General features: G+C 49.1%; 21 protein-coding genes. 9 read left to right on the top strand and 12 right to left on the bottom strand.

Features of this window, described 5'->3' with window-relative positions:
* The first annotated feature begins 173 nt into the window (after positions 1-173).
* From MHM95_RS16610 to MHM95_RS16600, 3 genes are all read left to right on the top strand, one after another.
* Positions 174-1,046 (top strand): MBL fold metallo-hydrolase, encoded by an 873-nt coding sequence (locus MHM95_RS16610; protein ID WP_022944990.1) that lies wholly within the window; start codon positions 174-176, stop codon positions 1,044-1,046.
* Between the two features lie 80 nt (positions 1,047-1,126).
* Positions 1,127-2,053 (top strand): prohibitin family protein, encoded by a 927-nt coding sequence (locus MHM95_RS16605; RefSeq protein WP_022944991.1) that lies wholly within the window; start codon positions 1,127-1,129, stop codon positions 2,051-2,053.
* A 40-nt stretch (positions 2,054-2,093) separates the two neighbouring features.
* Positions 2,094-2,828: an SDR family oxidoreductase gene (locus tag MHM95_RS16600; RefSeq protein WP_239385824.1), complete on the top strand. Its 735-nt coding sequence runs from the start codon at positions 2,094-2,096 to the stop codon at positions 2,826-2,828.
* 5 nt (positions 2,829-2,833) lie between these two features.
* Here the strand turns inward: MHM95_RS16600 and MHM95_RS16595 are convergent, their stop codons facing one another.
* The 6 genes from MHM95_RS16595 to MHM95_RS16570 form a co-directional block, all read right to left on the bottom strand.
* Positions 2,834-3,070: a hypothetical protein gene (locus tag MHM95_RS16595; protein WP_022944993.1), complete on the bottom strand. Its 237-nt coding sequence runs from the start codon at positions 3,068-3,070 to the stop codon at positions 2,834-2,836.
* On the bottom strand, positions 3,067-4,674 hold the full coding sequence (locus tag MHM95_RS16590) for a PepSY-associated TM helix domain-containing protein (RefSeq protein ID WP_239385823.1): 1,608 nt from the start codon (positions 4,672-4,674) through the stop codon (positions 3,067-3,069). The genes MHM95_RS16595 and MHM95_RS16590 overlap by 4 nt, the downstream gene beginning before the upstream one ends.
* Positions 4,671-4,958 carry a hypothetical protein gene (locus tag MHM95_RS16585; RefSeq protein WP_022944995.1) on the bottom strand — a complete coding sequence of 96 codons (288 nt, stop codon included), beginning with the start codon at positions 4,956-4,958 and terminating at the stop codon, positions 4,671-4,673. The genes MHM95_RS16590 and MHM95_RS16585 overlap by 4 nt, the downstream gene beginning before the upstream one ends.
* Positions 4,959-5,005: 47 nt before the next feature.
* Complete coding sequence (locus tag MHM95_RS16580) at positions 5,006-7,333, bottom strand: TonB-dependent receptor (RefSeq protein ID WP_239385822.1); 2,328 nt, start codon at positions 7,331-7,333, stop codon at positions 5,006-5,008.
* Positions 7,334-7,516: 183 nt separating this feature from the next.
* Positions 7,517-8,731 carry a PepSY-associated TM helix domain-containing protein gene (locus MHM95_RS16575; protein WP_239385821.1) on the bottom strand — a complete coding sequence of 405 codons (1,215 nt, stop codon included), beginning with the start codon at positions 8,729-8,731 and terminating at the stop codon, positions 7,517-7,519.
* Positions 8,732-8,740: 9 nt separating this feature from the next.
* On the bottom strand, positions 8,741-10,882 hold the full coding sequence (locus MHM95_RS16570; RefSeq protein WP_239385820.1) for a TonB-dependent siderophore receptor: 2,142 nt from the start codon (positions 10,880-10,882) through the stop codon (positions 8,741-8,743).
* A 318-nt stretch (positions 10,883-11,200) separates the two neighbouring features.
* Here MHM95_RS16570 and MHM95_RS16565 point away from each other — a divergent pair, with 318 nt between their 5' ends.
* Positions 11,201-13,033, top strand: a complete 1,833-nt coding sequence (locus tag MHM95_RS16565) for a fasciclin domain-containing protein (RefSeq protein ID WP_239385819.1) — start codon at positions 11,201-11,203, stop codon at positions 13,031-13,033.
* Between the two features lie 67 nt (positions 13,034-13,100).
* On the opposite strand, the gene MHM95_RS16560 is transcribed toward MHM95_RS16565, so the two are convergent.
* The gene (locus MHM95_RS16560; RefSeq protein ID WP_239385818.1) at positions 13,101-17,273 is read right to left on the bottom strand and encodes a DEAD/DEAH box helicase; all 4,173 of its coding nucleotides are present in this window, start codon (positions 17,271-17,273) and stop codon (positions 13,101-13,103) included.
* Between the two features lie 122 nt (positions 17,274-17,395).
* On the opposite strand from MHM95_RS16560, the gene MHM95_RS16555 reads away from it, so the two are divergent.
* Positions 17,396-18,082 (top strand): SDR family oxidoreductase, encoded by a 687-nt coding sequence (locus MHM95_RS16555; RefSeq protein ID WP_239385817.1) that lies wholly within the window; start codon positions 17,396-17,398, stop codon positions 18,080-18,082.
* Between the two features lie 40 nt (positions 18,083-18,122).
* Here MHM95_RS16555 and MHM95_RS16550 read toward each other — a convergent pair whose 3' ends face one another.
* Both MHM95_RS16550 and MHM95_RS16545 read right to left on the bottom strand, forming a co-directional pair.
* Positions 18,123-19,277, bottom strand: coding sequence for an iron-containing alcohol dehydrogenase (locus MHM95_RS16550; RefSeq protein WP_239385816.1), 1,155 nt, complete (start codon positions 19,275-19,277; stop codon positions 18,123-18,125).
* A 12-nt stretch (positions 19,278-19,289) separates the two neighbouring features.
* Positions 19,290-20,144 (bottom strand): type 1 glutamine amidotransferase domain-containing protein, encoded by an 855-nt coding sequence (locus MHM95_RS16545; RefSeq protein WP_239385815.1) that lies wholly within the window; start codon positions 20,142-20,144, stop codon positions 19,290-19,292.
* Positions 20,145-20,247: 103 nt separating this feature from the next.
* Here MHM95_RS16545 and MHM95_RS16540 point away from each other — a divergent pair, with 103 nt between their 5' ends.
* From MHM95_RS16540 to MHM95_RS16530, 3 genes are all read left to right on the top strand, one after another.
* Complete coding sequence (locus MHM95_RS16540; protein WP_045979389.1) at positions 20,248-21,156, top strand: LysR family transcriptional regulator; 909 nt, start codon at positions 20,248-20,250, stop codon at positions 21,154-21,156.
* Between the two features lie 71 nt (positions 21,157-21,227).
* Positions 21,228-22,760 carry a carbon-nitrogen hydrolase family protein gene (locus MHM95_RS16535; protein WP_045979388.1) on the top strand — a complete coding sequence of 511 codons (1,533 nt, stop codon included), beginning with the start codon at positions 21,228-21,230 and terminating at the stop codon, positions 22,758-22,760.
* The gene (locus tag MHM95_RS16530) at positions 22,760-23,077 is read left to right on the top strand and encodes a multidrug efflux SMR transporter (protein WP_138548803.1); all 318 of its coding nucleotides are present in this window, start codon (positions 22,760-22,762) and stop codon (positions 23,075-23,077) included. Before MHM95_RS16535 ends, MHM95_RS16530 begins: the two co-directional genes overlap by 1 nt.
* Here MHM95_RS16530 and MHM95_RS16525 read toward each other — a convergent pair.
* Positions 23,074-23,244 (bottom strand): hypothetical protein, encoded by a 171-nt coding sequence (locus MHM95_RS16525; protein ID WP_239385814.1) that lies wholly within the window; start codon positions 23,242-23,244, stop codon positions 23,074-23,076. The two genes, MHM95_RS16530 and MHM95_RS16525, sit on opposite strands and share 4 nt — an antisense overlap.
* Positions 23,225-23,542 carry a hypothetical protein gene (locus MHM95_RS16520; RefSeq protein WP_239385813.1) on the bottom strand — a complete coding sequence of 106 codons (318 nt, stop codon included), beginning with the start codon at positions 23,540-23,542 and terminating at the stop codon, positions 23,225-23,227. Before MHM95_RS16520 ends, MHM95_RS16525 begins: the two co-directional genes overlap by 20 nt.
* A gap of 220 nt (positions 23,543-23,762) precedes the next feature.
* On the opposite strand from MHM95_RS16520, the gene MHM95_RS16515 reads away from it, so the two are divergent.
* Entirely contained in the window at positions 23,763-24,284 is a 522-nt protein-coding gene (locus tag MHM95_RS16515; protein ID WP_239385812.1) for a hypothetical protein, read from the top strand.
* A gap of 97 nt (positions 24,285-24,381) precedes the next feature.
* Here MHM95_RS16515 and MHM95_RS16510 read toward each other — a convergent pair whose 3' ends face one another.
* A complete protein-coding gene (locus tag MHM95_RS16510; protein WP_138587967.1) occupies positions 24,382-25,254 on the bottom strand; it encodes a DMT family transporter in 873 nt (290 codons plus the stop codon).
* Positions 25,255-25,259 lie beyond the last annotated feature (5 nt).

Here is a 25,259-nt window from a genome sequence, read left to right as displayed (position 1 = left end):
GGTAATTTTGTTAGGCTGGCAACTATATGATTTATATAGCTATTGATAGTTGTTAACAAGTCATCGGGTACTGTTACCGCCACAAAGTGACGCCGCCAAAAGCGCGAATATGAACTAAACTGCAGACAATTGCGTTCTCTACAGTAATAACAACACCATCAACAGGAAAAACAATGAAATTACCCTCGTTATTTACAGCGGCAGCGGTGGCGACCACCATGAGCGTCTCACTTCAAGCTGAAGAAGTAGAAATAAAAACTCAGCAATTGAGCGAACACATTCATGTTCTTTTCGGTCAAGGAGGTAACATAGCCGCGCACGTAGGTAAAGATGGCACCTACATCATTGATGACCAATTTGCCAAGTTAGCGCCAAAAATAAAAGCAGCGCTGAAAAATCTCAACCCGAATGCGCCAGAGTTTGTTATCAATACTCATCACCATGGTGACCATACCGGCGGCAACGAAGTGTTTGCCCAATCTGGTGCCCATGTCATTGCCCACCACAATGTTCATAAGCGTTTGCAGCAAAAGCATGGTGAGGGTTCACAGTACTTACCCAAGCTAAGCTTTGGCCAAGACTTAACATTACATTTTAACGGCGAGCATGCTAGAGCGGTACACTTTGCCCATGCGCATACCGATGGCGATGCGGTGATTTTTTTCGATACCGCCAATGTCGTGCATATGGGCGATATCTACTTTAATTTAGGTAGCTTGCCTTTTGTTGATGTGGATAGCGGAGGCAGTGTGGACGGCATCTTAGCTGCGGTTGAGCAAGTGATGACACAAATAGATGACTCCACTCAGGTGATCCCTGGGCACGGGCCTATGAGCAATAAAGCAGGGCTGCAGAGATATTATCAGTTGCTCAGCAAAGCGAAATCACTGATGGTGGCTGCGATTGATGAGCATCAAGACCTCGAGTCAGTATTGGCGGCAGACCCACTCGGGGCGCTTGAGCTTGAATACGCCAACTGGTTACCCAAAGAGCGAGTAACCACCCTATTTTACCGTAGTTTAACCATTGAGAATCATGGGCATTAATATGAATGCTTAGTTAACAAATGTGAATGGTTAATTTATACTCGTTGTTCCTACAGTGAAGTAATTAAGGAACAACGAGGATGAACGATAATAACCTACCTGATTTAACCGCCTCGGTAGGCAAGAAAAAAGGACTTATCATTTCTGTCATTGCCATGGTATTAGCCGTATTTTTGGTAATGAGTGCGATGTACACCGTTGATGAAGGTCATGTTGGCATCATTAAACGCTTTGGCGAAGCCACCGAACAAGTGAATCCGGGGCTGCACACCAAAATACCTTTCGTCGATAGTGTCGAGATGTTAGAAATCCGCACACGCAAAAACGTAGAAAAGCTGCGTGCCGCTACTCACGAGCAAATGCCCTTAACCGCTGAAGTGAGTATCAACTGGACAGTGATCCGCACCGAAGCTTTTGACCTTTTTAAAAGCTATGGCGGGTTGACCCAGTTCGAAAATCGTATCTTGGACCCGAAGCTTCGCTCGGCAACAAAAGATGCGCTTGCGCGTTACAAAGCAGAAGAGCTGATTCAAAACCGCTCGCAAGTTATCGCCCGTATCGAGGAGCTGTTACTTGATGAAATGAAAGCTTATCCGGTGAAGTTAGACTCGGCGCAAATCGAAGACTTGGTATTGCCGCAAAAATACATCCAATCTATCGAGACCAAGCAAACAGAAAAGAACCTTGCGGCGGCTGAAAAGCACCGTCTAGAGCGCCAGAAGCTTGAGGCTCAGCGTGAAGTAAATACCGCAATGGCTCAACGTGATGCCGCAAAAGCAAAAGCAGACGGTAAAGCCTATTCGATTAAAATCGAGGCGCAGGCCGAAGCGGAAGCAATTAAACTAAAAGGTTTAGCGGAAGCTGAAGCGATGCAGAAGAAAGCTGAAGCCATTAAGAATAATGCCACCCTAGTTGAGTACATGCGTGCACAGCAATGGAATGGTCAGATGCCGACTACGGTTATGGGCTCAGACCAAGGTATTCTTTGGAATATGAAAGAAAAATAAGAAAAGCGGCGTTAGCCGCTTTTTTTTGTGCAGTTAAGTTATGAATAAACATACCGTACTGGTCACCGGCGCAAGTCGTGGCATTGGCGCGGCAACAGCCCGGCTGTTGGCTGAGCAAGGTTATCAAGTCGTTATTAACTACCTGAAGAACCATCGCGCCGCGCAGGCACTCGTAGCAGAAATTGAACAAGGTGGTGGCACAGCGCTCGCGGTGGCTGGCGACGTCAGCCAAGAATCAGAGGTAGAGCGTCTCTTTGCGACCATTGATGAGCATTACGGCGGCCTTACTCATTTGGTGAATAATGTTGGCATCTTGGCAGCGCAAACCTCGCTGGCAGGGCTCAATGCTCAGCGCATCAATCGCATTTTGAGCGTGAACGTAACCAGCGCCTTCTTATGTGCTCAAGCAGCATTACTACGTATGCCTGATAACGGCGCTATCGTTAATGTGTCTTCAGCTGCAGCGCGCACGGGTGCGCCCTTTGAATACCTCGATTACGCAGCATCAAAAGGGGCCATGGATAGCTTCACTATCGGCTTGGCAAAAGAGGTTGCCGCGCGAGGGATCCGCGTCAATGGCGTGCGCCCAGGCGTGATTGCCACTGATATTCATGGCGACGGCGGGGAACTAGAGCGTGTGCATCGCCTTGGGCCGCAGTTACCCTTGGGCCGTTGTGGGCATGCTCACGAAGTAGCACAAGCCATTGCCTGGCTACTCGGAGAACAAGCAAGTTTCACCACTGGCACTTTTATTGAGGTCAGTGGTGGCGCTTGAGGCTGTTATTGCTGGTCAGGCTTGCCTAAGCTCAAGGCGATAACTATCCCTGCTAATAAGGCACTAGCAATGAAAGTGAAAGCGCCGCCGATAACGCCGTAGACATAAACAAACCCCCAAGCTGCTAAGCCATAACCAAGCACCGAGCTCAGCACAGTGAGTGGGGTTTTAGGGTGTTTACGCACTAACCCGGTGGCGGCCAACAGTAGCATCGAGACACACACGAGTATTATTAGCTTCATACTTGTTGCTCCTGATTAACAAGCTGCGACTGAGTTGCAGCGCCTTTATAGAGGCGTCTAAGGGCGTAGTAGCAACCCAAGCCAATAGCAAAAAAGCTGATATCAATACTACTTACCAATAAGCTGCCAGCATTAAACACGTGGTTTTCAGAGAGTAAAACATTAAGCGGTAGCACCAACAACGCTAAGCTGCCTATGCATGCTAATGTCGCTTGGAAATAGCGATGATAATGCCAAGGTAATGCGCCCAGCAGTAACCAGAGCAACCACGAATAGAAAAACAGCGGGCCGATAACGGCATTGTGCGCGGTGGGTGGAACATAGGCATTGATGAGCACTTGCGCCGGAAACAGTAACATACAGGCCAGTACTAAGCCGCCACAGCTGCCAATAATAAAGCGATTCCAGCGCTGATAAGCTTTGTGGCTTAAGCTCGGGTTGTTGCCTCGAGCGCGTTTACTTAACCACATCATGATCCCTGACAGTGGCAATAGTGCTGTGGTTAAGCCCAGTGCAGTCCACACGAGCTTGATAAAAATCCCACCGAAATTACCAAAGTGCAAGGGAAACAATAGCTCTAACACTTTGATGGACACGCCGGGGATATCGCCAAAGCTACTCATTGATTTTATGTACTCGCCATCGCCGTGATAATGCAGTAACTGCGAGGCCACCGACTCCCCGCCAAGCAAACGCAGGTAGACTTCGCTGTTGGCGTCGTTATGCGCCATAATCGTGGCATCAAGAATATGGGCATCGGCGAAGCGCTGCTCGGCATCAGCAAGAATATCGGCCAGTTGGGTCGGTTGATACTGATGGCTAATGACTGGCTCAGGAATAGCGGTAAATGTTTCCACCAGCTTATCTTGATCGCCGCCAAAGTTAACCAAAGCGGCGGCTGGCAATAAAATAACCGTCGCTAGGCCAAGGAATGCCCCGGTAAAACCAATCACGCCATGAAAGAGACTTCCCCAAATCCCCATGATTTTGTGCCCGTCACTTACCCACAGACTGGTCCCTTTATGGCGGCGAAAGGTAAACAGTTGCCGCAAAAACTGACGGTGGATAAACAGCCCGGTGAGCGTCGACACCAACAGCGTCAAACCTAGCACCCCTGTGAGTATTAGCCCAATCGGTCGGCCGAGATGTAAGTCGGCATGAAAGTGGCCAATAAAGCTGGCAGCATCTGTTTTGCGCTCAGCATAGAAGGTTTGGCTCGGACCATAGTAAGTCGATTGCAACGCCAAGGTGTTGGGATGAAATTGAAAAACGTGCGCCACAGCCTGGTCGTAATTGTCATCACCATGATGCGATTCAAATAACAAGGTCAGTAAATGAGTGTTATGGCCGCTAGGCAAGTACACATGAATATTTTCACCGAATGGTGCGGGTACTTGCTCATGGTATTGATTCACAAGCTCAGTGATTGCTTGCGCTGGTATTTTTGGAGCTTGCTGAATTTCGGGGTTCGCCCATATTTTCAGCTCAGGGCGACTCAATACCGCAATAGCACCACTAAAGGCGACAATAAATAGCAATGCAGCGGTAATAACTCCCACCCAACTATGGATACTAAAGAGCTTCTTGATGGTTAATGATTTCATCCTGTTGCTCCTGTTAGGGCGATAAAACTCAATACGCCATGAATAACTATCAGCAGTACCATTACTGCCAACGGATGCCATGCCTTTTCCGCCATATATGCGTACATAAATAGCGCCGTCCAAATAAGCGGAAACAGCATAATTGGCATGAGAATTTGCTCGCTCATGGCAAAAGGTAAATAGGTTGTCATGCCCGGAATAATCACTACCGAGGTGAGCAGTGCCAACACGCAGGCAAGAAAGTGCCGACGCTTGGTGGCACTGAAGGTGCGTTTTTTTGTCATATTATTGCCCCTTGAGCGCGGCGCTGGGCCGCGCGATGAATGCCTAACTAAAATTGTGCTTCGAAGCGCACACTGAAGGTGCGCGGAGCGCCTAAGGTTTGGTTGCCAAGTCCCGCTGGGGCTAACACAACATATTGCTCATCAAGCGCATTTTGCACTAAGGCGTACACACCATAATGCTGCCATTGGTAGCCGACACGGGCATTGACCAGCCAGTAGGCGTCATTGCGTGGGTCTAACCCCTGCTCTAAGGGTGTGGATAGGCGTTGGGAGCTGCCGGTGTAGCTGGCATTCACATTGGCGACCCAACCTTGATGTGAGAAGTAATCAACTCCCATTAGCGCAGTCCATTGCGGCGCACCGGCGAATTCGCGTCCGCTGTAATTGGTCTCAACGCCATTAAAGAGTTGCACGAAGTCGTCAAACTCTGTTTGCGAATAACCAATACCGCCATAGAAGCGAGTGCTTGGGTTGAGCGAGTAACTTAACTCGGTTTCAAAACCTTGGACATGGGACGCGCCAACGTTGCGAACCTCACGATCATATTGGTTACTGGATAGATAGACATCAACTTGCTGGTCTTCCCAGTCCAAATAAAAGAGATTGGCGTTGAGTACTAATGCGTCGTCAAGCCATACGGAACGCATTGCTAACTCGTAGTTCCAAGTGTATTCGGGGTCGAACGTAAAGGGCGTCGACTGGGCGATATTAGTGCCCACACCTCCTGAGCGATAACCGCGTTGCACTGTAAAACTAGATGATACGTCATCATTGAAGCGATACGTAGCGCCCACTTTGGGCAGCCAAGCATCAAAGTCAGCGTCTTCAACGGGCTCGTCGCCTGAGGCGTCGGCGGCCATCGCGTATAATTGCTGATTAATGCCGCCAATCAGTTGTGCCAGCATGGGATCAAACGCATAGTCACTGGGTTGTGGTAGCGCTTGTTCGGTGCGTGCACTGATACTGATATCGGTGGTGTTGCCGTTTTCCTGTTGTTCGCGGTCATAGCGTAGGCCAGCGAATACGTCCCAGTGGTTGTTTAGCTCATAGGTAAAATCAGCGAACAAGGCGGTGGTGGTGATCCCTTGCACATAATGGGCAGACTGGCTAATAAACAAGGGGTCAGCGCCACGGTATAATTGCAGAACTTGTTCGGCTAACACAGCGGGTAGTCCCAGCCCGCCAAACTCAGGGGGGGCTGTCAGTAACGTGCGTACACCCAGCTGCTCAAAGGTGACACCACGCTCGCCACTGCTGATGTCATTAACATCAACATCGGAATAGTAAAGCCCGATTAACCCACTGAGGCGTTCACCATCATAGGTTAAGCGCAGTTCTTGAGAAGTGGTTTTGTCTTCGCGGCGATCGGTGAGTGTTGATTGCGGTCCAACCATCGACGCATCGCCATCCCATTCATAGCCATACTTTGAGTTAGAGTAAGTAGTGATTGCAGTGAGGCGCCAAAAATCAGTGAGGTCGTACTGCATATTGAGCGCATACATGTCGGTATCGGTAAATTCAAAGGTTGGTGAGTCGAGATAAACGTAACGATCATCGAAGATATCGTTAATCGGATAAGCCGTATTACCGCTTTGTGTCGCTACCCATTCGATGCCTTTTTCGTTTTCGCTGTGCATAAAGCTCAGTTGTGCTTCAAACTGGGGTAAGGCTGTCGGCGTATAGCGTAGCTTAGCGCGATAGAATTCATTGTCGTCAAAGTCCGACTCTTCACCGGTAGCCACATTGGTGTTGTAACCATCACTATCACGTTTTTCAGCACTGAGACGAAATGCCAGTTCATCCTCAACCAGGCCACCGCCAAGAGCAATGGCGGCCTCTTGAGCACCGTATTCGCCCATGCCCAGGCGAGCTTTCAAACTGTATTCTTGCTCTGCATCGCGGGTATTCATGACCACCGCGCCTGCCAGTGCATTACGGCCTTGCAGGGTCGATTGCGGGCCTCGAAGAACCTCCACCTGGCTGATATCCCAAGTAGAAAAGCCGCCTTGTTGCATCATTCTGTACGGCACAGGCGCGCCATCGATATACACACTGGCTAAACCGCCAGAACCGCCGCCGGTAACATTAAACGCATCAATGCCACGAATATTAAAGCCTGCACCGTCAGTTCCAGATACGTTGGGGGTACGAGCAAGGACATCATAGAAGGTATTGAGGTTCTCACGCTCTACCGTTTGCTCTGTTATTACGGCAACGCTGGTGGGGGTTTCTTGTAGACCGCGATCAATTTTTTGACCACTGACAATAATCTTTTCGATATCCTGAACATCGGCGTGAACGGTTAAGCTGTTTGCTGCACATAACGCCAAAGTAATAGCACTGGCTAAGGGGGCGAGAGCGGGAGAGGACTTCATAATAATTCCCTGTATGAAAAATGAAAATCGTTCGCATTATAGATCTGTTATGTAAGTACAAACAATAATCATTTGTTCATTTTTTGCTAATAAAGCTGATTAAGCGCTAATTTTTTACTTTCAACTCAATAGTTAAGGGATTAATTGTTATTTTTAGAGTGGTAGCACTATTGCAACACCCTCTTACTTCTCAACGCCGAGCACCGGCGAAAATAACTGCGCCGGAACGTTGCGCACACTAAATGACATACTTGTGGCAACCACCGAGGCAAGCACTAAGGCAATAGCGATAACACCGGATAGCCCCAGCCAGCGAATAGCAGAGGTTTTACGTCGCACTCGTAACCAGCCCATCACCACACCGGCACCGCTCACAAAGGTCATCAGCGCGCCAAAGAACGCCCAAATGAGCTTAGTGCCGAGGCCGGCGAAGTTACCAAAGTGCAATGGATCGGCGGTGTCTTTTAGGCGCGGCACTAAGGGCAGCTGCTCGCCTTTTTGAATACCTAATACGGCACCTGTTGCTGGGTGCAAATAGACCTTATTAGCGCGTAGACGCAGCAGTATATCGTCGTTGTAACCGCGAATTTGGATAGCCTGATGACTGTGTTGTGGGTAGCTGATATAGCGAATATCCAAGCTTGGGAAGGCCTGCTTCGCTGCCTGATAAGCGGCACTCAAAGTGAGCGGCGGGCGTGTACTCTTTTCATTTTGATTGGCCAATTGAGTCACTGCTGGCGGCGGTGCAACATAATGATCTATCTTCGCCGTTTGTAGGCCGTGTTCAACTAAATACCATAACCCCGTTAGTGCCATCACCAAGATAAACCAGTAGCTCCACAGGCCGAGGAGTTTATGCCAATCGGACCAGCTATTGCGCTTGCTAAGTGTGAGAGCAGCGGGGCGCTTCAAAAAATGACGCCACCACTGACGGTATACGTAAAGGCTGGACACCAACAACACCACTAATAGTAAGCTTAAGCTGGTGATGATCAGCTTCCCCGTCCAGCCCATGGATAGGGTCATATGCCAGTTACGCAAGAATCGTGAGATACGCGCCCACGGCCCCTCTCCGAGTAATGCACCGGTGGCACCATCCACATACACGAAGCGAAAAGACCCTTGTATTTTTAACTGAACTTCAGTGGCGAGATAGTCTTGTTTATGGCGAGCTAGATACATCACCTGAGCACCGGGGTAATGCGTATTCAAGGTGCGTTCAATGGCGGCAAAATCGGTGTCGCCACTGTCACTGATAGCGCGAAACTGACTATCACTCAGGTACTCAAGCTCGTGACTGAGCGTTGCCAAAGTTCCCGATAAACAAGTCACAAAAAGCAGGGCGCCAACAAACAGCCCTGCCCATGAGTGCACATTAAACCACTGCCTAGCGCTCACTGGTATTCCTTAAAAACGATACTTGGCGCTCACATAAATGCGACGAGGCTCGCCAGGGAAGTGCCCTGTACGGGTAATAAAGCCGCTGGATGCATACTCTTTGTCGAAGAGGTTTTTAACCGAGAGCTGCCATTGCCAGTTTTGATACTGGGTTTGCCATGCCATATTGTAAATGGTGTAAGGCTTCACCGGCAATCCACCTAGGCTCATTTGCTCGTCGACATAGTCTAAACCTGCGGAAATTGAAGAATTAAGCTGTGGCAACTCATAGCGGGTCCAGACTCCCAGCGTGTTTTGTGGCGCATTAGCAAACTTGTCGCTGTCGGGAATTTGGTTGCGAATGCTATCACTGGATTCGGTGATTCGCGTGTCGTTGTATGCATAGCTTGCGGTGATCACCCAACGCTCGGTAATATCTCCCACCACTTCCAGCTCAATACCCTTACTTTGCACTTCTCCTAAGGCCACCAAATCATCGGTGCCATCATTGCCAATATCACCGAGCAAGCTGGGCTGTAAGATATTCTCGCGAACAATATCGTAGGTGGCAATGTTCACCGCGAGGCTGTCATCGAAAAGCTTAGTTCTTAGCCCTAACTCATTGATACGGCTGTGTTCTGGGTCAAACGGGCCACCAGCAGCAGGGTCTTGATTGCTCGCGCTTTGCGGCACAAATCCGGTACCGTGCAAGGCATAAGGGAAGAACATGTTATTGATGTTATAGCTGGTGCCGAGACGATAAGTTATATCGCTGTCGGAGAATTCGGTGTGATTGAGCTCATCACGGTCTTCAAAGTGATCGTAACGTAGCCCTGCGGTCACACTCCATTGGTCGGTTAAGTCGATTTGGTCTTGTGCATAGATACCCCAACGCGTCAGCGTAGTCGCGCTCAAGCGAGAGGCAATGGCGTCCATGTTATAGTCGGCACGTGAAGTCAGACCATACTCAGGGTTGTGTAGGTCGAGCCCGGGCACGGGGCCGCCTTTACTCTGTTGCCGTGCAGTACGGTAATCGCCAGCAAAGTCATGTTTATACCAATCACTACCAAGCAGTATTTGATGCTGTGTATCGCCAAGTTGCAACTCAGCAATAGCGTTGGCTGTTAGACTAAAACCTTCATTTTCGCGTATTTGATCACGAAATTCGCGATGGCTCCAGTCAGCCACGCCGTCGTTGTCAGTATCAACTAGGCCGCGAGGCTCATGGTAATTCTGCAATTCCTCGTTGTCGAAGTAACGTGCGGTGATATCCATTCGCCAAGTATCATTCAGGTCATGTTTTATAATGGCTTGATAAACATGGGCCTCAACGTTTTGAAAATCAGTCGCTTCGTTGTGATTCCAACTAATATCGGTGACGAAGTTACCTTGTTCGTCTACAGGAACGCCACGCAAGCGTGCGCCTCCTAGCTCTTGTTCTATATAGGTATACTGTAGCGTCAGCTCGGTATCGTGAGTGGCCAGCCAGATATAGCCCAGATCGACAATGGTGTTGTCGGTGGTGGTGTTGGCGCGAAAGGGCTCTTCGCTATCGCGGTATAGACCAACGCGATAGGCATGAGCGTCAGAATCACTGATGGCGCCGGTGCTTTCAAACGCTCCGCTAAGATAATCATCATTACCAATCTCCAGTTCTACCGTGGTTTTCTCACTAAACTGCGGCTTTTTAGTCACATAGTTGATAATGCCGCCTGGGTTACCACTGCCATACACTGCGCCAGCTGGCCCTTTGAGCACGGCGACTTGTTCAATATTAAATAGCTGGGGAACGGCAAAACCATTAAATGGGTCGCCCTTTACACCATCATAGAGAATTTCGTCTTGGCGAAAGCCGCGAAAGGTCACGCCTGAATAACTAAACGCATTAACGCCGGCGATATTGCTATATAAATCGGTGATCTGCCGTGCAGCTTGATCGTTTATTAATGCTTGTGGCAGTACCTGAATCGACTGTGGAATTTTTTCCAAAGGTGTATTGGTACGGGTACCGAAACTTGATTCTGTTGGCCGATAAAGAGAAAACGCGCGACCAACTACCTCAATTTTCTCTATGGTATCGTTATTCGCTTGATCTTGCTCGGTGTCCGTATTGGCAAGAGTAAGAGCCGGTAAAGAGCTAATTACAGCTAAGAAAATAGAACAGTAGCGCATAGTTATTGTAGTAAGTAAAACTGAAAACAGAACTTAAGTATAATGAAAACAATTATCACTTACAACTTGGTTGTATAAGGCTTATATAAAATTGAGCAATAGTTAGGAGCACTCTCGATGCTTTATCTTTGCTCTGAAAGCGATAAAAATCTCAATTTATTTAGATAGTTACTATGTGGTTGTGATAGAGAGAATCACCGTTGTTTGTTGATGAGGTAGGCACAACTTGTATAAATAAAGTAACACTTTATTGATCTTTTATTATCGTTACCGACGTAGTTGAGTTTGCTGTCTCACTTAAAAAAAAGGAAAGCAAACGTGAAAGACTATCTGAAATTAACGCTTATAGCAGGTTTGTTGGCGCTTACTACTGCTTGTAGCGATGATGATGACAACGATACTGCTGTCGTCGAACCGCCCGAAGCGCCCATTACTACAGTGGTTGATGTCGCCGCTGCGTCTGAGGATTTTGAAACCCTGACCGCTGCACTTCAGGCCACCGGGCTAGACGCCACTCTCAGCGATACCGACAGTCAATTTACAGTATTCGCACCCACTGATGACGCTTTTGCCTTGCTTGGGCAAGAAACCATTGATGCCTTGCTTGAGGACCCTGATACCCTCTCGGCGATCCTTACTTATCATGTTTTGGACTTTCGGGTCAGCTCAAGTGCCGCAATTGACGCCGCAGGCTCAACTGTTGCGACAGTCAATGGTGCAGCATTGGGCTTGTCTTTATCTGGTGACGAGTTATTGGTCAACACGGCCACCGTGACCACCACGGATATTAGCGCCAACAACGGCGTGATCCATGTGATTGATGCGGTATTGACGCCGCCACAATCGCAACCGCAGCAGCCAACGATGAATATTATTGAAACAGCGGTTGCCAGCGACGACTTCACCACCTTGGCGGCGGCCCTTGAAGCGACTAACTTGGTCGCAACCTTGAGTGACGAATCGCAGGAATTCACTGTTTTTGCTCCGACTGATGCGGCTTTTGCGGCATTAGGGCAAGCCACCATCGACACGTTACTGGCCAACCCTGAAGTGCTCAAAGAGATTTTGTTGCAGCATGTTGTCAGTGGCTCGGTAGACTCAATCACGGCATTTTCTTTGAATGGCCAACAAGCACAGACGGTATCAGGCAATCAGATAGATATAACCATTGATGGCGAAAACGACACGCTAAAATTTGGTGATGCCACAGTGACCATGACAGACATCCAAACTACTAACGGTATTATCCATGTGCTCGATACCGTTGTTGTTGGTGAAGTTCAAGTCCCGGCACCAGCACAATCTGTGATCGATGTTGCCGTCGGCAATGGCAACTTCAGCACTTTGGTGGCGGCTTTGCAAACCACTGGGCTGGATACCACTTTAGCCGATTTAGAGCGTGAATTTACCGTTTTTGCCCCGACCGATGCGGCCTTTGAGCAGCTTGACCAAGCTACTGTCGATGCGCTATTTGCCGACGCTGAAGCGCTATCAGATCTATTACTTTATCACGTACTTCCTGATGCCACAGTGCAATCAGACGCCGCCATTGCTGTGGCTAACTCAGAGCAGCCGATGATCATCATGGCCAATGGCGATACAGCGACGTTATCGCTGCAAAATGACATGTTGTACATTGACAATGCGCAGGTAACCACCGCCAATGTGGCTGCTGACAACGGTGTTATTCATGTGATTGATAGCGTGCTAATGCCGCCTAGTGAGCAGTCAATCGTGGATGTTGCCGTAGCCGATGGTAATTTCACAACCCTAGTCAGTGCGTTGCAAGAGGCTGGGCTTGAGCAAACCTTGGCAGACTTAGAGCGCGAGTTTACGGTGTTTGCTCCCACCGATGCGGCGTTTGATAAGCTTGACCAAGCGACCTTAGATGCGCTGTTAGCCGATCCTGAAGCGCTTACAAATGTGCTTTTATATCATGTAGTTGCTGATGCTACGGTGAGCTCTGATGCGGCCATTGATATTGCTAATTCAGACAACCCAATGGTCACCATGGCCAACGGTGATATGAGCACTTTGTCACTGCAAGATGGAGCGCTGTATATCGACGAGTCGGTGGTGAGCTCGGCGGATGTGGCAAGTGACAATGGCGTCATCCACGTCATCGACACCGTTTTGATGCCCATGCAATAAGTACAACTCAGTGTAGACAGTCGGCCCGCTTATTTAAGCGGGCTTTTGTGCTTGCTGTGGTACAGAGTTAAAAGGTGTCTTTGAGCATAGCCATCATCTCGCTGACACTGAGCTGTGCAGTGCTATCAAAATCACTGAGTAAGGTGTCGGCTAATTCGCGCTTGTGCTGATGCAGGGCGAGAATCTTTTCTTCAATGGTGCCTTTGGCAATGAGTCGATAGATGGTCACTGGTCGTGTTTGCCCCATACGGTGAACGCGATCAGAAGCCTGTTGCTCCACCGCTGGGTTCCACCAAGGGTCCATGTGAATAACATAGTCGGCCGCCGTGAGGTTCAAGCCTGAGCCACCGGCTTTAAGGCTAATTAAGAACACTTCCCCTTGGCCTTGCTGGAAGGCCTCAATACGTGCTTTGCGCGCAGCGGCTGGGGTGCTGCCGTCTAGATATTGATAGGCGATGCCACGGCGCTTAATATGCGCTTCCAATAACCGCAAGTGGCCGACAAATTGGCTAAAAATAAGTGCTTTATGATTATTCTCAAGTAGCTCCTGTAGTAGTTCATCAAGGGCTTCGAGTTTACTACTGGTTAAGGTGCTTTGTGGCATTGCTAATTGTGGGTGACAACTAGCCTGACGCAACTTAGTCAACTGCGCCAACATTTGGATGCGTTGTTCACCGGGATTATCGAGCTGCTCTAGTTGTTGCAGTTGCTCAAGGGCCTGCTGGCGCAGCGCTTCATAAAAATGCTGTTCTTCGTCGCTCAATGGGACTAACTGGTTAATCTCAGTCTTTTGCGGCAGCTCCTGCAAAACTTGCGACTTTAAGCGGCGCAGCATAAAAGGTTTGATCAGTTCCTTGAGCGCCCGGCGTGCCTTTAAAGCCTTGGCCGGCTCCTGCTCGGCATTCTCAATGACGTGGGTAAAGCGGCGACTAAAGCGTTTTAAGTTGCCCAGCAAACCAGGGTTAATAAAGCGAAACAAACTCCACAATTCGGTGAGGTTGTTCTCAATGGGGGTGCCTGTGGTGATCAGTTTAAATTCGCCTTTTAGGGCGTACGCAGCGCGAGTGCGTTTAGCCAGCGGGTTTTTTAACGCCTGAGCTTCGTCGGCAATAATGCTATGCCAGCGGATGGGCTCAAGTAACTCAATATGACGCTGTAGTTGCTGGTAGCTGATCACTAAACCATCGCCGGCGCCAAGCGCCTGCACTTTTTGTGCTCTGCTCTGGTGATCTTTTAGTTCTGAGAATTGTGTTAGCGTTAAGGTCGGAGCAAAGTGCTGCGCCTCTTGCTGCCAATTAAAGCACACCGAGGTAGGGGCAATGATCAGCGCTGGGCCATCCCCTGCGCGGGCAACTAACACCGCCAAAGCCTGCACCGTTTTACCTAAGCCCATATCGTCGGCTAAACATCCTCCCGCCCCCCAGTGGGCGAGACGCATGGCCCAGTCAAAACCTTGCAATTGATAGTCGCGCAAATGTGCTTGAAAGGTGCTGGGGAGTGGCGGCTGTAACGTATTGGCTTCACGCATGCGGCGATCTAATTGCTCCCAGCCAGGCACAGTTTGCATGCGCATACCTGTGGTATGGTCGCGAATTAAGCGGCTGGTTAGCGGGTGATATAAGCCCTGATCGGCAGCCCCGCTGAGCACTTCGAGCTGCTGTTTGAGTTGCTCACTGAGCGCCACAATACGATTATCTTCCAAGGTAATAAAGCGCCCCCCACTGGTAGCAAAAGCGGTGATCAAAGCTTGCCACTCCAGCACCTTGCCATCGTCCAATGTGGCGCTGCCGGTAATATCAAACCACTCATTTTTTTGGCTGATACTGAGTTGTAAATGCCCACTTTTTAGTGGCTGTGTTAAGGTAATAGCTTTTCCTCGCGGCCAACGCAGCTTGAGCGGTAAATCAGGGTGTTGGTTGGCTAACGCCAATTGCAATTGCTCTAAAGTGACCAGCGCAGGTTGCCAATCGGGTTGTGACAAGCTGGTGTCGGTCATGGCCTGGAAATCACTGCAATGCTCATCGAGTTGCTCGAGCAAACGTTGTTCGTAGGCGAGATCGCGCTGTAGAGCAATACGCTTGCCGTCAATATGAGCACTGACATTGCGGCTGCCCACCCCCGGCTTCATGGTCGGGCCATGCTCGCCAAAAGGCATCACTACGCAGTCGAACTTTAACCCCGACGCCAAAGGGGTAATATTGATCACCAATTCAGCAGCGGGTGCTGTTTGTATGAGTGCTTCGCCGATGCCATCGATGTCTGATTCGATGTTTATCAATGGCGCAATGGCGCGGATGCTTTGCAGTGCTTTTGCTTTCGCGTGACTGGGTATGGTGAGCCCCGCTTCGCCAACGATATTAACCACTTGCAGATGCTGTTGCTGAAAAATGGTGAACTCACACACCCCAGGGCGAGGCATACGTACGGAGGTAAGTGGCGGCTCTGCCTGATAAATCTGGGTGGGCAACTGGGCGATACTGAGGCTAAGCTCATCGCCATGGGTGACGATGCGGAGGCTAGGCTCGCGCTGCACCAGCTCCAAAGCATGGCCTTGCTCATCAACAATATTGTCGGCGCCGACGGCACAGGGTAGGGCGCTGGCAAGGGGTAAATGGTATTCTTTGCTGCGGTAGAAGTCATGGCCGGTGCGCACGTCGATTTGGGCGCAGATAGCCTGGTCTTGGTGGCTCAGGTTAAAGCTCTGAGGCTCTTTATGCAGGCGCTGTAACGACACGGCTTTGCCTTTACTCCAACCATGTTTACTGCGTTTTTGTTGTTTTGGTTTGAGTGTTGCGGCAAAACGCTCAGAGGTTAATTGCCATACTAACCGTGTGTCTTCATCGCGTGTGTTGTCAGTTTGAGTATCGAGTGCAAGCAGCTGTTCAAGGGCGATATCCCAGCTTTCTTGGCTTCGGAGTAAATGCGCAATATTGATGGGAACGTCGGTAGATAAGTCGTCAAACTGCTGTAAAAATGCGCCAAATAGCTGGCATTGGCTATGTTCGAAGAAGCGTTGAGCTGGGTCTTTGAGCGCTAATAACCACGGCTCCGGTGATTGCGAACTCCAGCGGTACGCTGCCAGCGCAAACACCACATAAAGCTGATAATTCAACTCCCCTTTGCGACAGAACCCCAAGTAATCGGCGCGAAATCGGTAACTATCACGGCCTTTGAGATGATGCATAAAGCGCCTTAAAACCAACTCGATAGTCAGTGCAAATTCGCTGCGTTGCTTGTCTTGTTGTTGGTGATCCAGTTGCTGCTCTAGGGTCTGCAAGGGGCTGCGGTCTTGGCCATTGCCTAGAGTGAGCAAGGTGAGCTGGTAAAAAAGTCCGTAGATCCCTTCCAGGTATTGCTTTTTTCGCCGTTGATATCGACTTTTGGCCTGTAGTGCCTGTTCAAATAACTGCTTCGCTGCTGCGAATTGTTGTTGTAAAAAAGCAGCACTGCCTTGCAGTAATAAACTATATAACTCGGTATCTTGCGGATTAATATGGGCCGCCAGTTGAGTGATATCGCCACGCCATAGATATTGCTCCGCCTTTAGATTGTGTAGCCAGGTGTTGTCCGGCACTGCGACACAAGCTTGATGCAAGTATTGCACTAGTACTGCCGTGCTTTGGCCTTGTTGCCGATGTGCTGCCAGTAGGGTGGCGAAGGCTTGATACTGTAAACGTGCATCCAGGGTCTTGAACTCATCAAGGTTAAAGGGATAGAACACCAAGCCGCACAGCGCTGGACTTTGTTGCCAATCAAGTTGTAGCGGGTTTTTAGGCAGTGCCAACAGCTCCATCACCCGCTTGTGTTCACCGAGGAAATACATATCGCGAATAAGGCGACGCTGATCGGCGGTTTGCTCTTGCCATTGGTAACTACTCAACACCGGAACCACGGTCTCGGCAGCGGTTAACATCGCCAAGTAATGATTTTTAGCTATGGCGCTGCGCACCAGTGAATTGGCGACTAAACGGTTAATGACCACGCCGTGGCGACTTTGCTGCACCAGGTCTAAGGCTTTTAACTCGGTAATGGCATGTTTCAAGGTTTTGTCGCTGAAGTGCGCGATTGCAGCCATGTCCGGATGCTGCACAATGCGTGTCAGGGCATGCAACTCAATCGGTTTATAAATGGCGGCTAACACTCGGGCAAGGTGTTGTTGCTCTTGGCTAAGCTCATTAAAGCGGTGCAATAGCTCAGCAATAGTGTCGTTCAATTCAGCGGTTAGGGCGATAAAATGCATGGTTATGGCAGTGCAATGGTGGTTGCGACACGCTAGCAAAGCCAAGGTTTTTGCACAAGTGGGTTGTTTTTGCCTGTAACCCCCCAAGGTCTATAAGGTCAGTTTAATTAAAAGGAGAGTGTATGAGCGAGAAAATTGTGTTGATCACTGGCGCTTCCAGCGGCATTGGTGAAGCCACGGCACGTAAACTTGTGGCTGAGGGGCATAAGGTGGCATTGACCGCCCGCAGTGAGGATAAGCTTACTCAGTTGGTACAAGAGCTTGGCGAAGACTTTGCCGTAGCGTTTGCCTGTGATGCCACCGATTATGATGCACTTAAAGATGTTGTTGAGCGTACGGTGATGCATTATGGGCGCTTGGATGTGACTTTTGCTAATGCCGGTACTGGAGTGAGCAAAGCGGGCACAGAAAAGGGCGACCCACAACAATGGCAGAAGATGATAGACATTAATATTAATGCCTTGCTATATACCGCTCATGCCAGCTTGCCACATTTGCGGAAAACCCAAGGGCAATTCATTCTTACTAGCTCGGTTGCTGGGCGCATGCCATTGAAGGGGTCTATTTATGGCGCGAGTAAGTGGTTTGCCTATGGCTTTGGGCAAAACCTGGCACTAGAGATGGCCCAGTGGCAGGGGCGTTGCACCACTATCACCCCTGGCATGGTGGACACGCCATTTTTCGACGAACCGAAACCGGATAAGCTTGCCGCTGACGATATTGCCGACGCGGTTTACTATGCTATCAGCGCTGATGCTAGGGCAAATGTGCGTGAGGTGCATGTCATGCCGACACAGATGGACAGCTAGCAAGATTGATAAGTAAGGGCCGCTTGGCGGCCCTATCACCTTAGCGTGCCAGTTCGAGAATGGACTGGGCAACCTGAGGGGTAATATCACTGTGTTCGCCGAGCTCATGCAAACCATTACGACGCAGGTTCTCAGCTGCTTCGCTAGCCGCTTGGCTATCTAATCCGTAATCACTGAGGCGGGTTTTCACCCCCATCTGCTCGAAGAAATCTTGCACCGCTTTGATGGTGGCATCGATGAGTGCCTCTTCATCGGCATTCTCTAGAGCGAAGACACGCCGTCCTAGCTGCATGATTTTCTCACGCTTTTGCTCTTTTTTCACAAACATTAGCGCCGGTAGCACAATGGCCAAAGTTTGTGCGTGGTCGAGGTTATAAAGCGCTGTCAGCTCATGGCCTATCATGTGCGTGGCCCAATCTTGCGGCACGCCTTTACCAATCAAGCCATTAAGTGCCATGGTTGCTGACCACATGATATTAGCCCGTACAGCGTAATCATGCGGTGTACTTAGCGCTTGCGGGCCCTGCTCAATAAGAGTCGACAAAATGCCCTCGGCAAAACGGTCCTGCAGCGGCGCGTTCACCGGGTAGGTTAAGTACTGTTCAATCACATGGACAAAGGCATCAACGACACCATTAGCCACTTGCCGAGTGGGCAGCGAATAGGTGTAAGTTGGGTCTAACACCGCAAATTGGGGTTGCACTAAAGGCGAGCCAAATGCGCGCTTTTGCTGTGTGGCCTTTTTGGTAACCACCGAATTACCGTTACTTTCCGACCCCGTGGCCGGCAGCGTAAGCACGGCGCCAATAGGCAGCGCCCTTGTTACCTCAGCCCCTTCAACGAGAATATCCCAACCGTCGCCAGGATAGTGTGCTGCTGCGGCAATATATTTCGCTCCATCGATCACGCTGCCACCGCCGACGGCAAGAATAAAGTTGATATCTTGTTCTTTGACCACTTGCAGAGCCTCACTGAGAGTTTCATAGGTGGGGTTAGGCTCCACTCCGGCGAACTCAACAAATTCGAACCCGGCAAGGGCGGCGACGACATCGTCATAAACGCCGTTTTTCTTAATCGAGCCACCACCGTATAGCAATAAGATCTTGTCATTGCTATTAAGGCGCTCGGCGATAAGCTTGCTTTGGCCTTCGCCAAAGAGGATCTCTGTGGTGTTTTTAAATTCAAAGTTTAACATGGTGTTACTACCCTACTGGCTACGTTGACGCAATGCGGAAATAAGTGCATCGGCAAGTTTGTTATCGGAAAAAGGGTTTTGCGCGGTGATCAGCTCTCTATCAACCACTACATTAGGTTGCCATTTGTCGGCAAAGCTCATATCGCCACCGGCTTGGGCCATGGCTTTGGCTGGATAATAACGTAGTTTTTTACCTGCCAACGAGGCTTCAAAGCTAGCTTCCTCGGGGTTTGAGAAAATAGTCATACGGTAACCATCATAGAGCCAGTCTGTGGCTGACGCGTTTTGCCCAGAGGCAATCTTTTGCTCGTAAGCGCTGGGGTTTTGCTGTGCTGATAACAGCGCGATAGGCCCGTGGCAAATAGCCGCTGTTGGTTTCTGCTGACGATGAAAGTGCGCCAAAATGGTGCCTACTTCTGGGTTATTGGCCAAATCTATCAAAGGAGCGTGGCCACCAGGAATGAATAAGCCGCTGTACTGGTCTAGGCCGTTGTCGATCACTTGCGTGAGGCTCAAGGTGTCGTTAATGCCATCTAAGTTCGCCACAACCTTTTCAATACGTGCCATTTCTTTTTCATTACCCCCAAAATACATGGCTTTGACCGAGTTTTCATCTACTTGTGGGGCGTTCCCTTTCGGTGTTGCAAGCACCAAGTCATAGCCCGCTTTTTGTAACTTATCAGCGGGTACGCCAAATTCATTGAGGTAATACCCTGTTTCATAGATACTGCCATCGGCGAGGGTCATGTGCGTTTCACTGGAGAGCAGCACCAGCACTTGCTCTGCATTGCTATTGGCGCTAACGGTCGCCGTGGTTACTAAGGTCGCCACAGTGGCGATTAGGGTGGTAATTGATTTGATACGCATACTTGCTCCAATCAAGTTTAGGATGAGACAAGTATAGCGGAGGGCTATAATAAGCAGAATTCAGTTTAATTTGGGTTAGGTATAAAATATCTGATATCAGTTTATGTCTTACTTTGTGCAATTACGAACCTTCGTTGAAGTCTATCGCTGTTTGAATATCTCTCGAGCGGCGAAAAATCTGGGGCTATCACAGCCGGCGGCGACAGCGCATATTCAAACGGTGGAGTCGGCCGTGGGAAAATCGCTCTTTACGCGCCGTCATCGCGGGGTTGAGCCGACCAACATAGCGCATGAGTTGGCGGCCCAGTTGGGCAGCCATTTCGATGCCATAGAACAAAAAATGGCGTCAACGCGCAGTCGCTCTACCGATGTGCAAGGAACCATTACCCTCGCCGGGCCCGCCGAATACATTAGTTACGTGGCCTCCGCGCAGCTTGCAAATCTATTGCAGGGGGGCAATGTGACGGTCACCATCTTGCCCGGTAATCGCGAGCAAATTTATTCGGCATTGGACAGTGGCAATGCCGATTTAGCGATCACCGCCTCATTACCCGATAGTAAGGTTTATGACTATCAGGTGCTCGATAGTGAGAGGCTGATGCTGGTTGCACACCGCTTGCTTGCCGATGCGCTTGCCCAAGCACCAATCGATGCCAGCGTTTTAAACACTTTGCCAGTGGTGAGCTACGATGCTCAGCTACCGCTTATTCGAGAATATTTTGATGTGATTTTTAAAGCTCACTGTCGCTCGCCAATCGTGGCGACCTGCCCTGATATTCGTGCCCTGGCGGGGATTGTGCGCACCGGCGTGGGTTATTCGGTGTTGCCGGACTACTTGTGTCATGACGATATTCGCAGCGGACGTTTGGTGCAGTTGGGCCCCGAGGGACCGGAAAACAATATTTATTTGGCCTGGCGTAAAGGCGCGTTGGCACATCCTAGAGTTAACTATGCGCGAGATATTATGATGGCGTTTTCCAACATTAATCGCTACGCATTTCATCGCGAATAAGTGTATTGGCTCTTTTGTTTTGCCTGCACTAACACCACAATAGAGTTTTACAGTGCCCATGGGAGGGAATGATGTCGGTAGAAAAAACCCGCTTAGCCATTTGTAATCTGACCAAAGAGCAATACCCACAGATTAAAACACTGATGGACGAAGCTTACCCCGATTTAGGTGGTGCCTGGCCTAGCCACACGATTTTCCGTTTGATTGACCAGTTTCCTGAAGGGCAAATTGGCATTGTTGATGATGAGCAGTTAGTAGGCATCGCCCTCAGTGTGCAGGTTGACTATGCGCGCTTCTCTAACCCTCATACTTATGATGATATCGTCGATGGCCATGACCGAGTGTTTAGCGACCCTAATGGCGATGCATTGTACGGCTTAGATGTGGCGATTGCCGCGAGTCACCGAGGCATGCGTTTAGGAAGACGTTTGTATGATGCGCGTAAAGAGCTATGCCGGCAGTATAACTTAAGGGCTATTTTAGCCGGAGGCCGTATACCGCTCTATCACAACTATCGCGCCCAGATGTCGCCTATGGAATACATCGAAAAAGTGGATAGGAAAGAGGTGTATGACCCAATCCTCAGCTTTCAGCTTGCCAACGACTTTCAGGTCAAGCGGCTGTTAAAAAAGTACCTGCCAGAGGATGAAGAATCGGTGGGTTATGCCACCTTATTGGAGTGGAATAATATTCTCTTTGAGCCTACGGATACAGTTATTGAAAGCACCAAGTCGATTGTTCGTGTGGGTGCGGTGCAATGGCAGATGCGCAGTGTTGAAAGCGTCGATGAGCTGCTTAAGCAAGTGGAGTATTTTGTCGATACTGTTTCCGATTACCAAAGTGATTTCATCCTCTTCCCTGAGTTCTTCAATATGCCGTTGATGGGCATACAAGAACATCGCAGCCAGACCGAGGCGATTCGCTTTTTAGCTGAGTATACCAGCACGCTCGTTGATGCGATGTCGCGTATGGCGGTGGAGTACAACGCCAATATTATCACCGGCTCAATGCCGGTTGCTGAGAATGACACTATTTATAATGTCAGTTATCTGTGCCATCGCAGTGGTAAAGTGGATGAACAACGCAAAATCCATATTACACCTCATGAGGCCAATGATTGGGTGATCCAAGGCGGTGATAAAATAGCGGTATTTGACACTGATGCCGGACGAGTAGGAATTCAGATTTGCTACGACGTAGAGTTTCCCGAACTGGCGCGTATTCTAGCCGAGCAGGGGCTAGATATTCTCTTTGTACCCTTTTGGACTGATACCAAAAACAGCTACTTACGCGTGCGCCATTGTGCCCAAGCGCGCGCCATTGAAAATGAATGCTATGTAGTCATCGCAGGCAGTGTGGGTAATTTACCGGAAGTGGAAAGTTTAGACGTGCAGTACTCGCAAGCTGCGGTATTAACGCCATCGGATTTTTCTTTTCCTCATGATGCTTGCTTGAACGAAGCCACGCCTAACACTGAAATGTTGTTGTTCTCTGATCTTGATATGGATAAGTTGAAAATTCTCCACAGTGAAGGCACAGTGCGCAACCTTAAGGATCGTCGCGATGATCTGTACCAAGTAAAGTTAGTTAAAGGAGCCTCTTAATGGCGTGGTTGTATTTGATTTGCGCAGGGTTATTTGAAATTGGTTGGCCAGTGGGGTTAAAACTGGCTCAGGAGCCACAAACGCGCTGGTTAGGGGTCGCTATGGCAATTGTATTTATGGGTGTTAGTGGCTTTTTACTTTGGCTGGCGCAAAAGACCATTCCTATTGGCACAGCCTATGCGGTTTGGACAGGCATAGGCGCCGCAGGCACCTTCTTGGTTGGGGTGTTCTTCTACGGCGATAGCTCATCATTAATGCGTTATTTCGGCGTGTTATTGATTATCGCTGGAGTGATTACCTTAAAGGTGGCGAACTAGGGGTAGGTGACGGTGATTAAATCACCGTCGACCACACACTTAAAAATTTTATCATTTATCCATTGTTGGCTTACCATATAAGTGCTTGCGCCCACCTCCTCTTGAGTGGCGACGACATCCTTATCAATATGCAGTAACTCACCACTACTAGGTAATAGCATTGACATCCAACCATATTCCTCTTGGGGTACCTAGGTGTAAAACCCAAAACAGCCTTGCTTCTTGCCAAAACATATAAGTGTATTCGCTGCCTTCGCGGTAGTGAGCAACATAAAAGTGGTGCTGCCCCGATAGTTCAGGTCTTCTTTGCTCGATAACGTGTAATAAGGTGGATTTAAAGTAGTTAAAGCCAGGGTTATCCGTTATGGAAGTTAGCTCTTTATCTTCAGAATGAGCCTGTGCAGTGAACATTGTTAAGAGAATAACGATAAGGGTAATATAAGTGAGCTGCTTAGTTCCTTGCATGGGGGGTTCCTTTTCTATCCGTGCCCAAGAATACTACTACATACAATGGCTATTAAATAAATGAGATAAGCAATTTTGAGCCTAAAAGCGGTGCCTATACAACAGAGGCTTTCTCAATTAATCGCTGAGCTCTAAGCTAACGCAGAAAAGGCGGGCAGCGACAACAAGTAAGGGAAGATGCTTGCTCTCACCTTTAAAGTTAAACCAGGAGATTTAAACAATGAAGAGCTATCGCTTTTTCGCCTCGATTATTTTTCTTTTATTAAGCCAATTTGTTAGTGCTTCTGATTGCCTCGCTATCAAAGTTACTAAGCCTATTGAAGTTGTTAATAATAAAGCCGGTGTGGGTTTTACTCAGGTAAAGCTTCTCCATAAAGATAAATCAGGAATTTGCTTGCCGACCCAAGACACTTATATTCTCAGTTACGATGAGAATAAGGTGCCATTTTTGGCTGCAAGGATACAAGGGCACACGCCGAGTATCACTTTCGTTAATAAAAACGGTGTTGATTATGCGCTTGTGAAGTATTACTCGGGGAACAAACTGCTAGTTTTGAAAGGGTTTGTGTATAAACATTCTAGCCTGGAAGCGATCAGCGACTTTACACTGACGAGTAATATCAGCCGCATAGAAGTGAATGATACCGATATCACCGTCTATAATTTAGAGCGTCATGAAGACGATGTCACAACAACGTCGACTACCTTTGGCTTCGATATATCGGGTACGTTTATTAAGTAGTCGACATAGATGTTTTGGCTCGGCATTCACCTACATGCGTGTTGAGCCTATACCGCGTGGCAATATACAGCGCGATGTTAGTATATTTAACCCGCTGTTATCCCCACATCACTGCAATTGCTGCTATAGCAATCAGCAGCAGGCCTAGGCTATCACGGCGTTTTACTGGCTGTTTGAGCCATAGATAGGAGATTAGCATAGTGAAAAATACCTCCACTTGGCCCAAGGTTTTTACATAGGCGACGTGCTCTAAACTCATCGCACTAAACCAGCCAATAGAGCCAATGCAGCTGGTTAAGCTGATCCAAGCCGTTAGTCGCCGATATCGCCATAAACTTAATAATGCGGGCCGATCTTTATAGCCGAGATAGGCCAGTAAAATCAGGGTTTGCAGGGTAATTACAAACAATAACACCCAAGCAGCACTATGCGGAAAGGTCAGTCCTGAACTGAGGCTCGCTTGGCGCACCCATAAAGAGGTGAGGGCGAAACTACTGCCACAGGCAAGCCCAAGCAACACCGTTGGCCCATTGAGAGCGCGTAAGCTTGGGCCCGACAACAGCATGACCGCAATGGCGCCGAGAATAACCCCAAACCAGCCCAATATCGAGAGCGTTGAGCCAAAAAATAACATACCTAAAATAGCCGCGACCAAGGCTTCGCTCTTTGCCAGCCCTGCGCCCACAGCGTAGTTGTTCATTTTGAATAACCGTACCATCAAGGCGGTGGCGAGTATTTGCATCAGCGCTGCGCCAACGACGTAGTAGAGTAAGGTCGGTGATGGGGTGATCAGTTGGGTTGGTTGGACTTGGTAAAGTACAACAAGATAAACACCAGCGAGTGGGCCGGCAACGATAAACCGTGCGAGGGTGACCGCAAGGCTGGAGGTATGGCAACTCAGCTGGCTCTGCAGAGCGTTGCGCCAGCTTTGCGAAAAGGCCGCTAACAATGTCAACAACACCCAAGCCATGAATT

Origin of the sequence: Pseudoalteromonas sp. CnMc7-15 (assembly GCF_022347925.1) — a bacterium.
Classification (GTDB): Bacteria; Pseudomonadota; Gammaproteobacteria; order Enterobacterales; family Alteromonadaceae; genus Pseudoalteromonas; species Pseudoalteromonas ruthenica.
The sequence above is the reverse complement of the archived record's forward strand: the minus strand, read 5'-3'. Positions and strand labels throughout refer to the sequence as shown.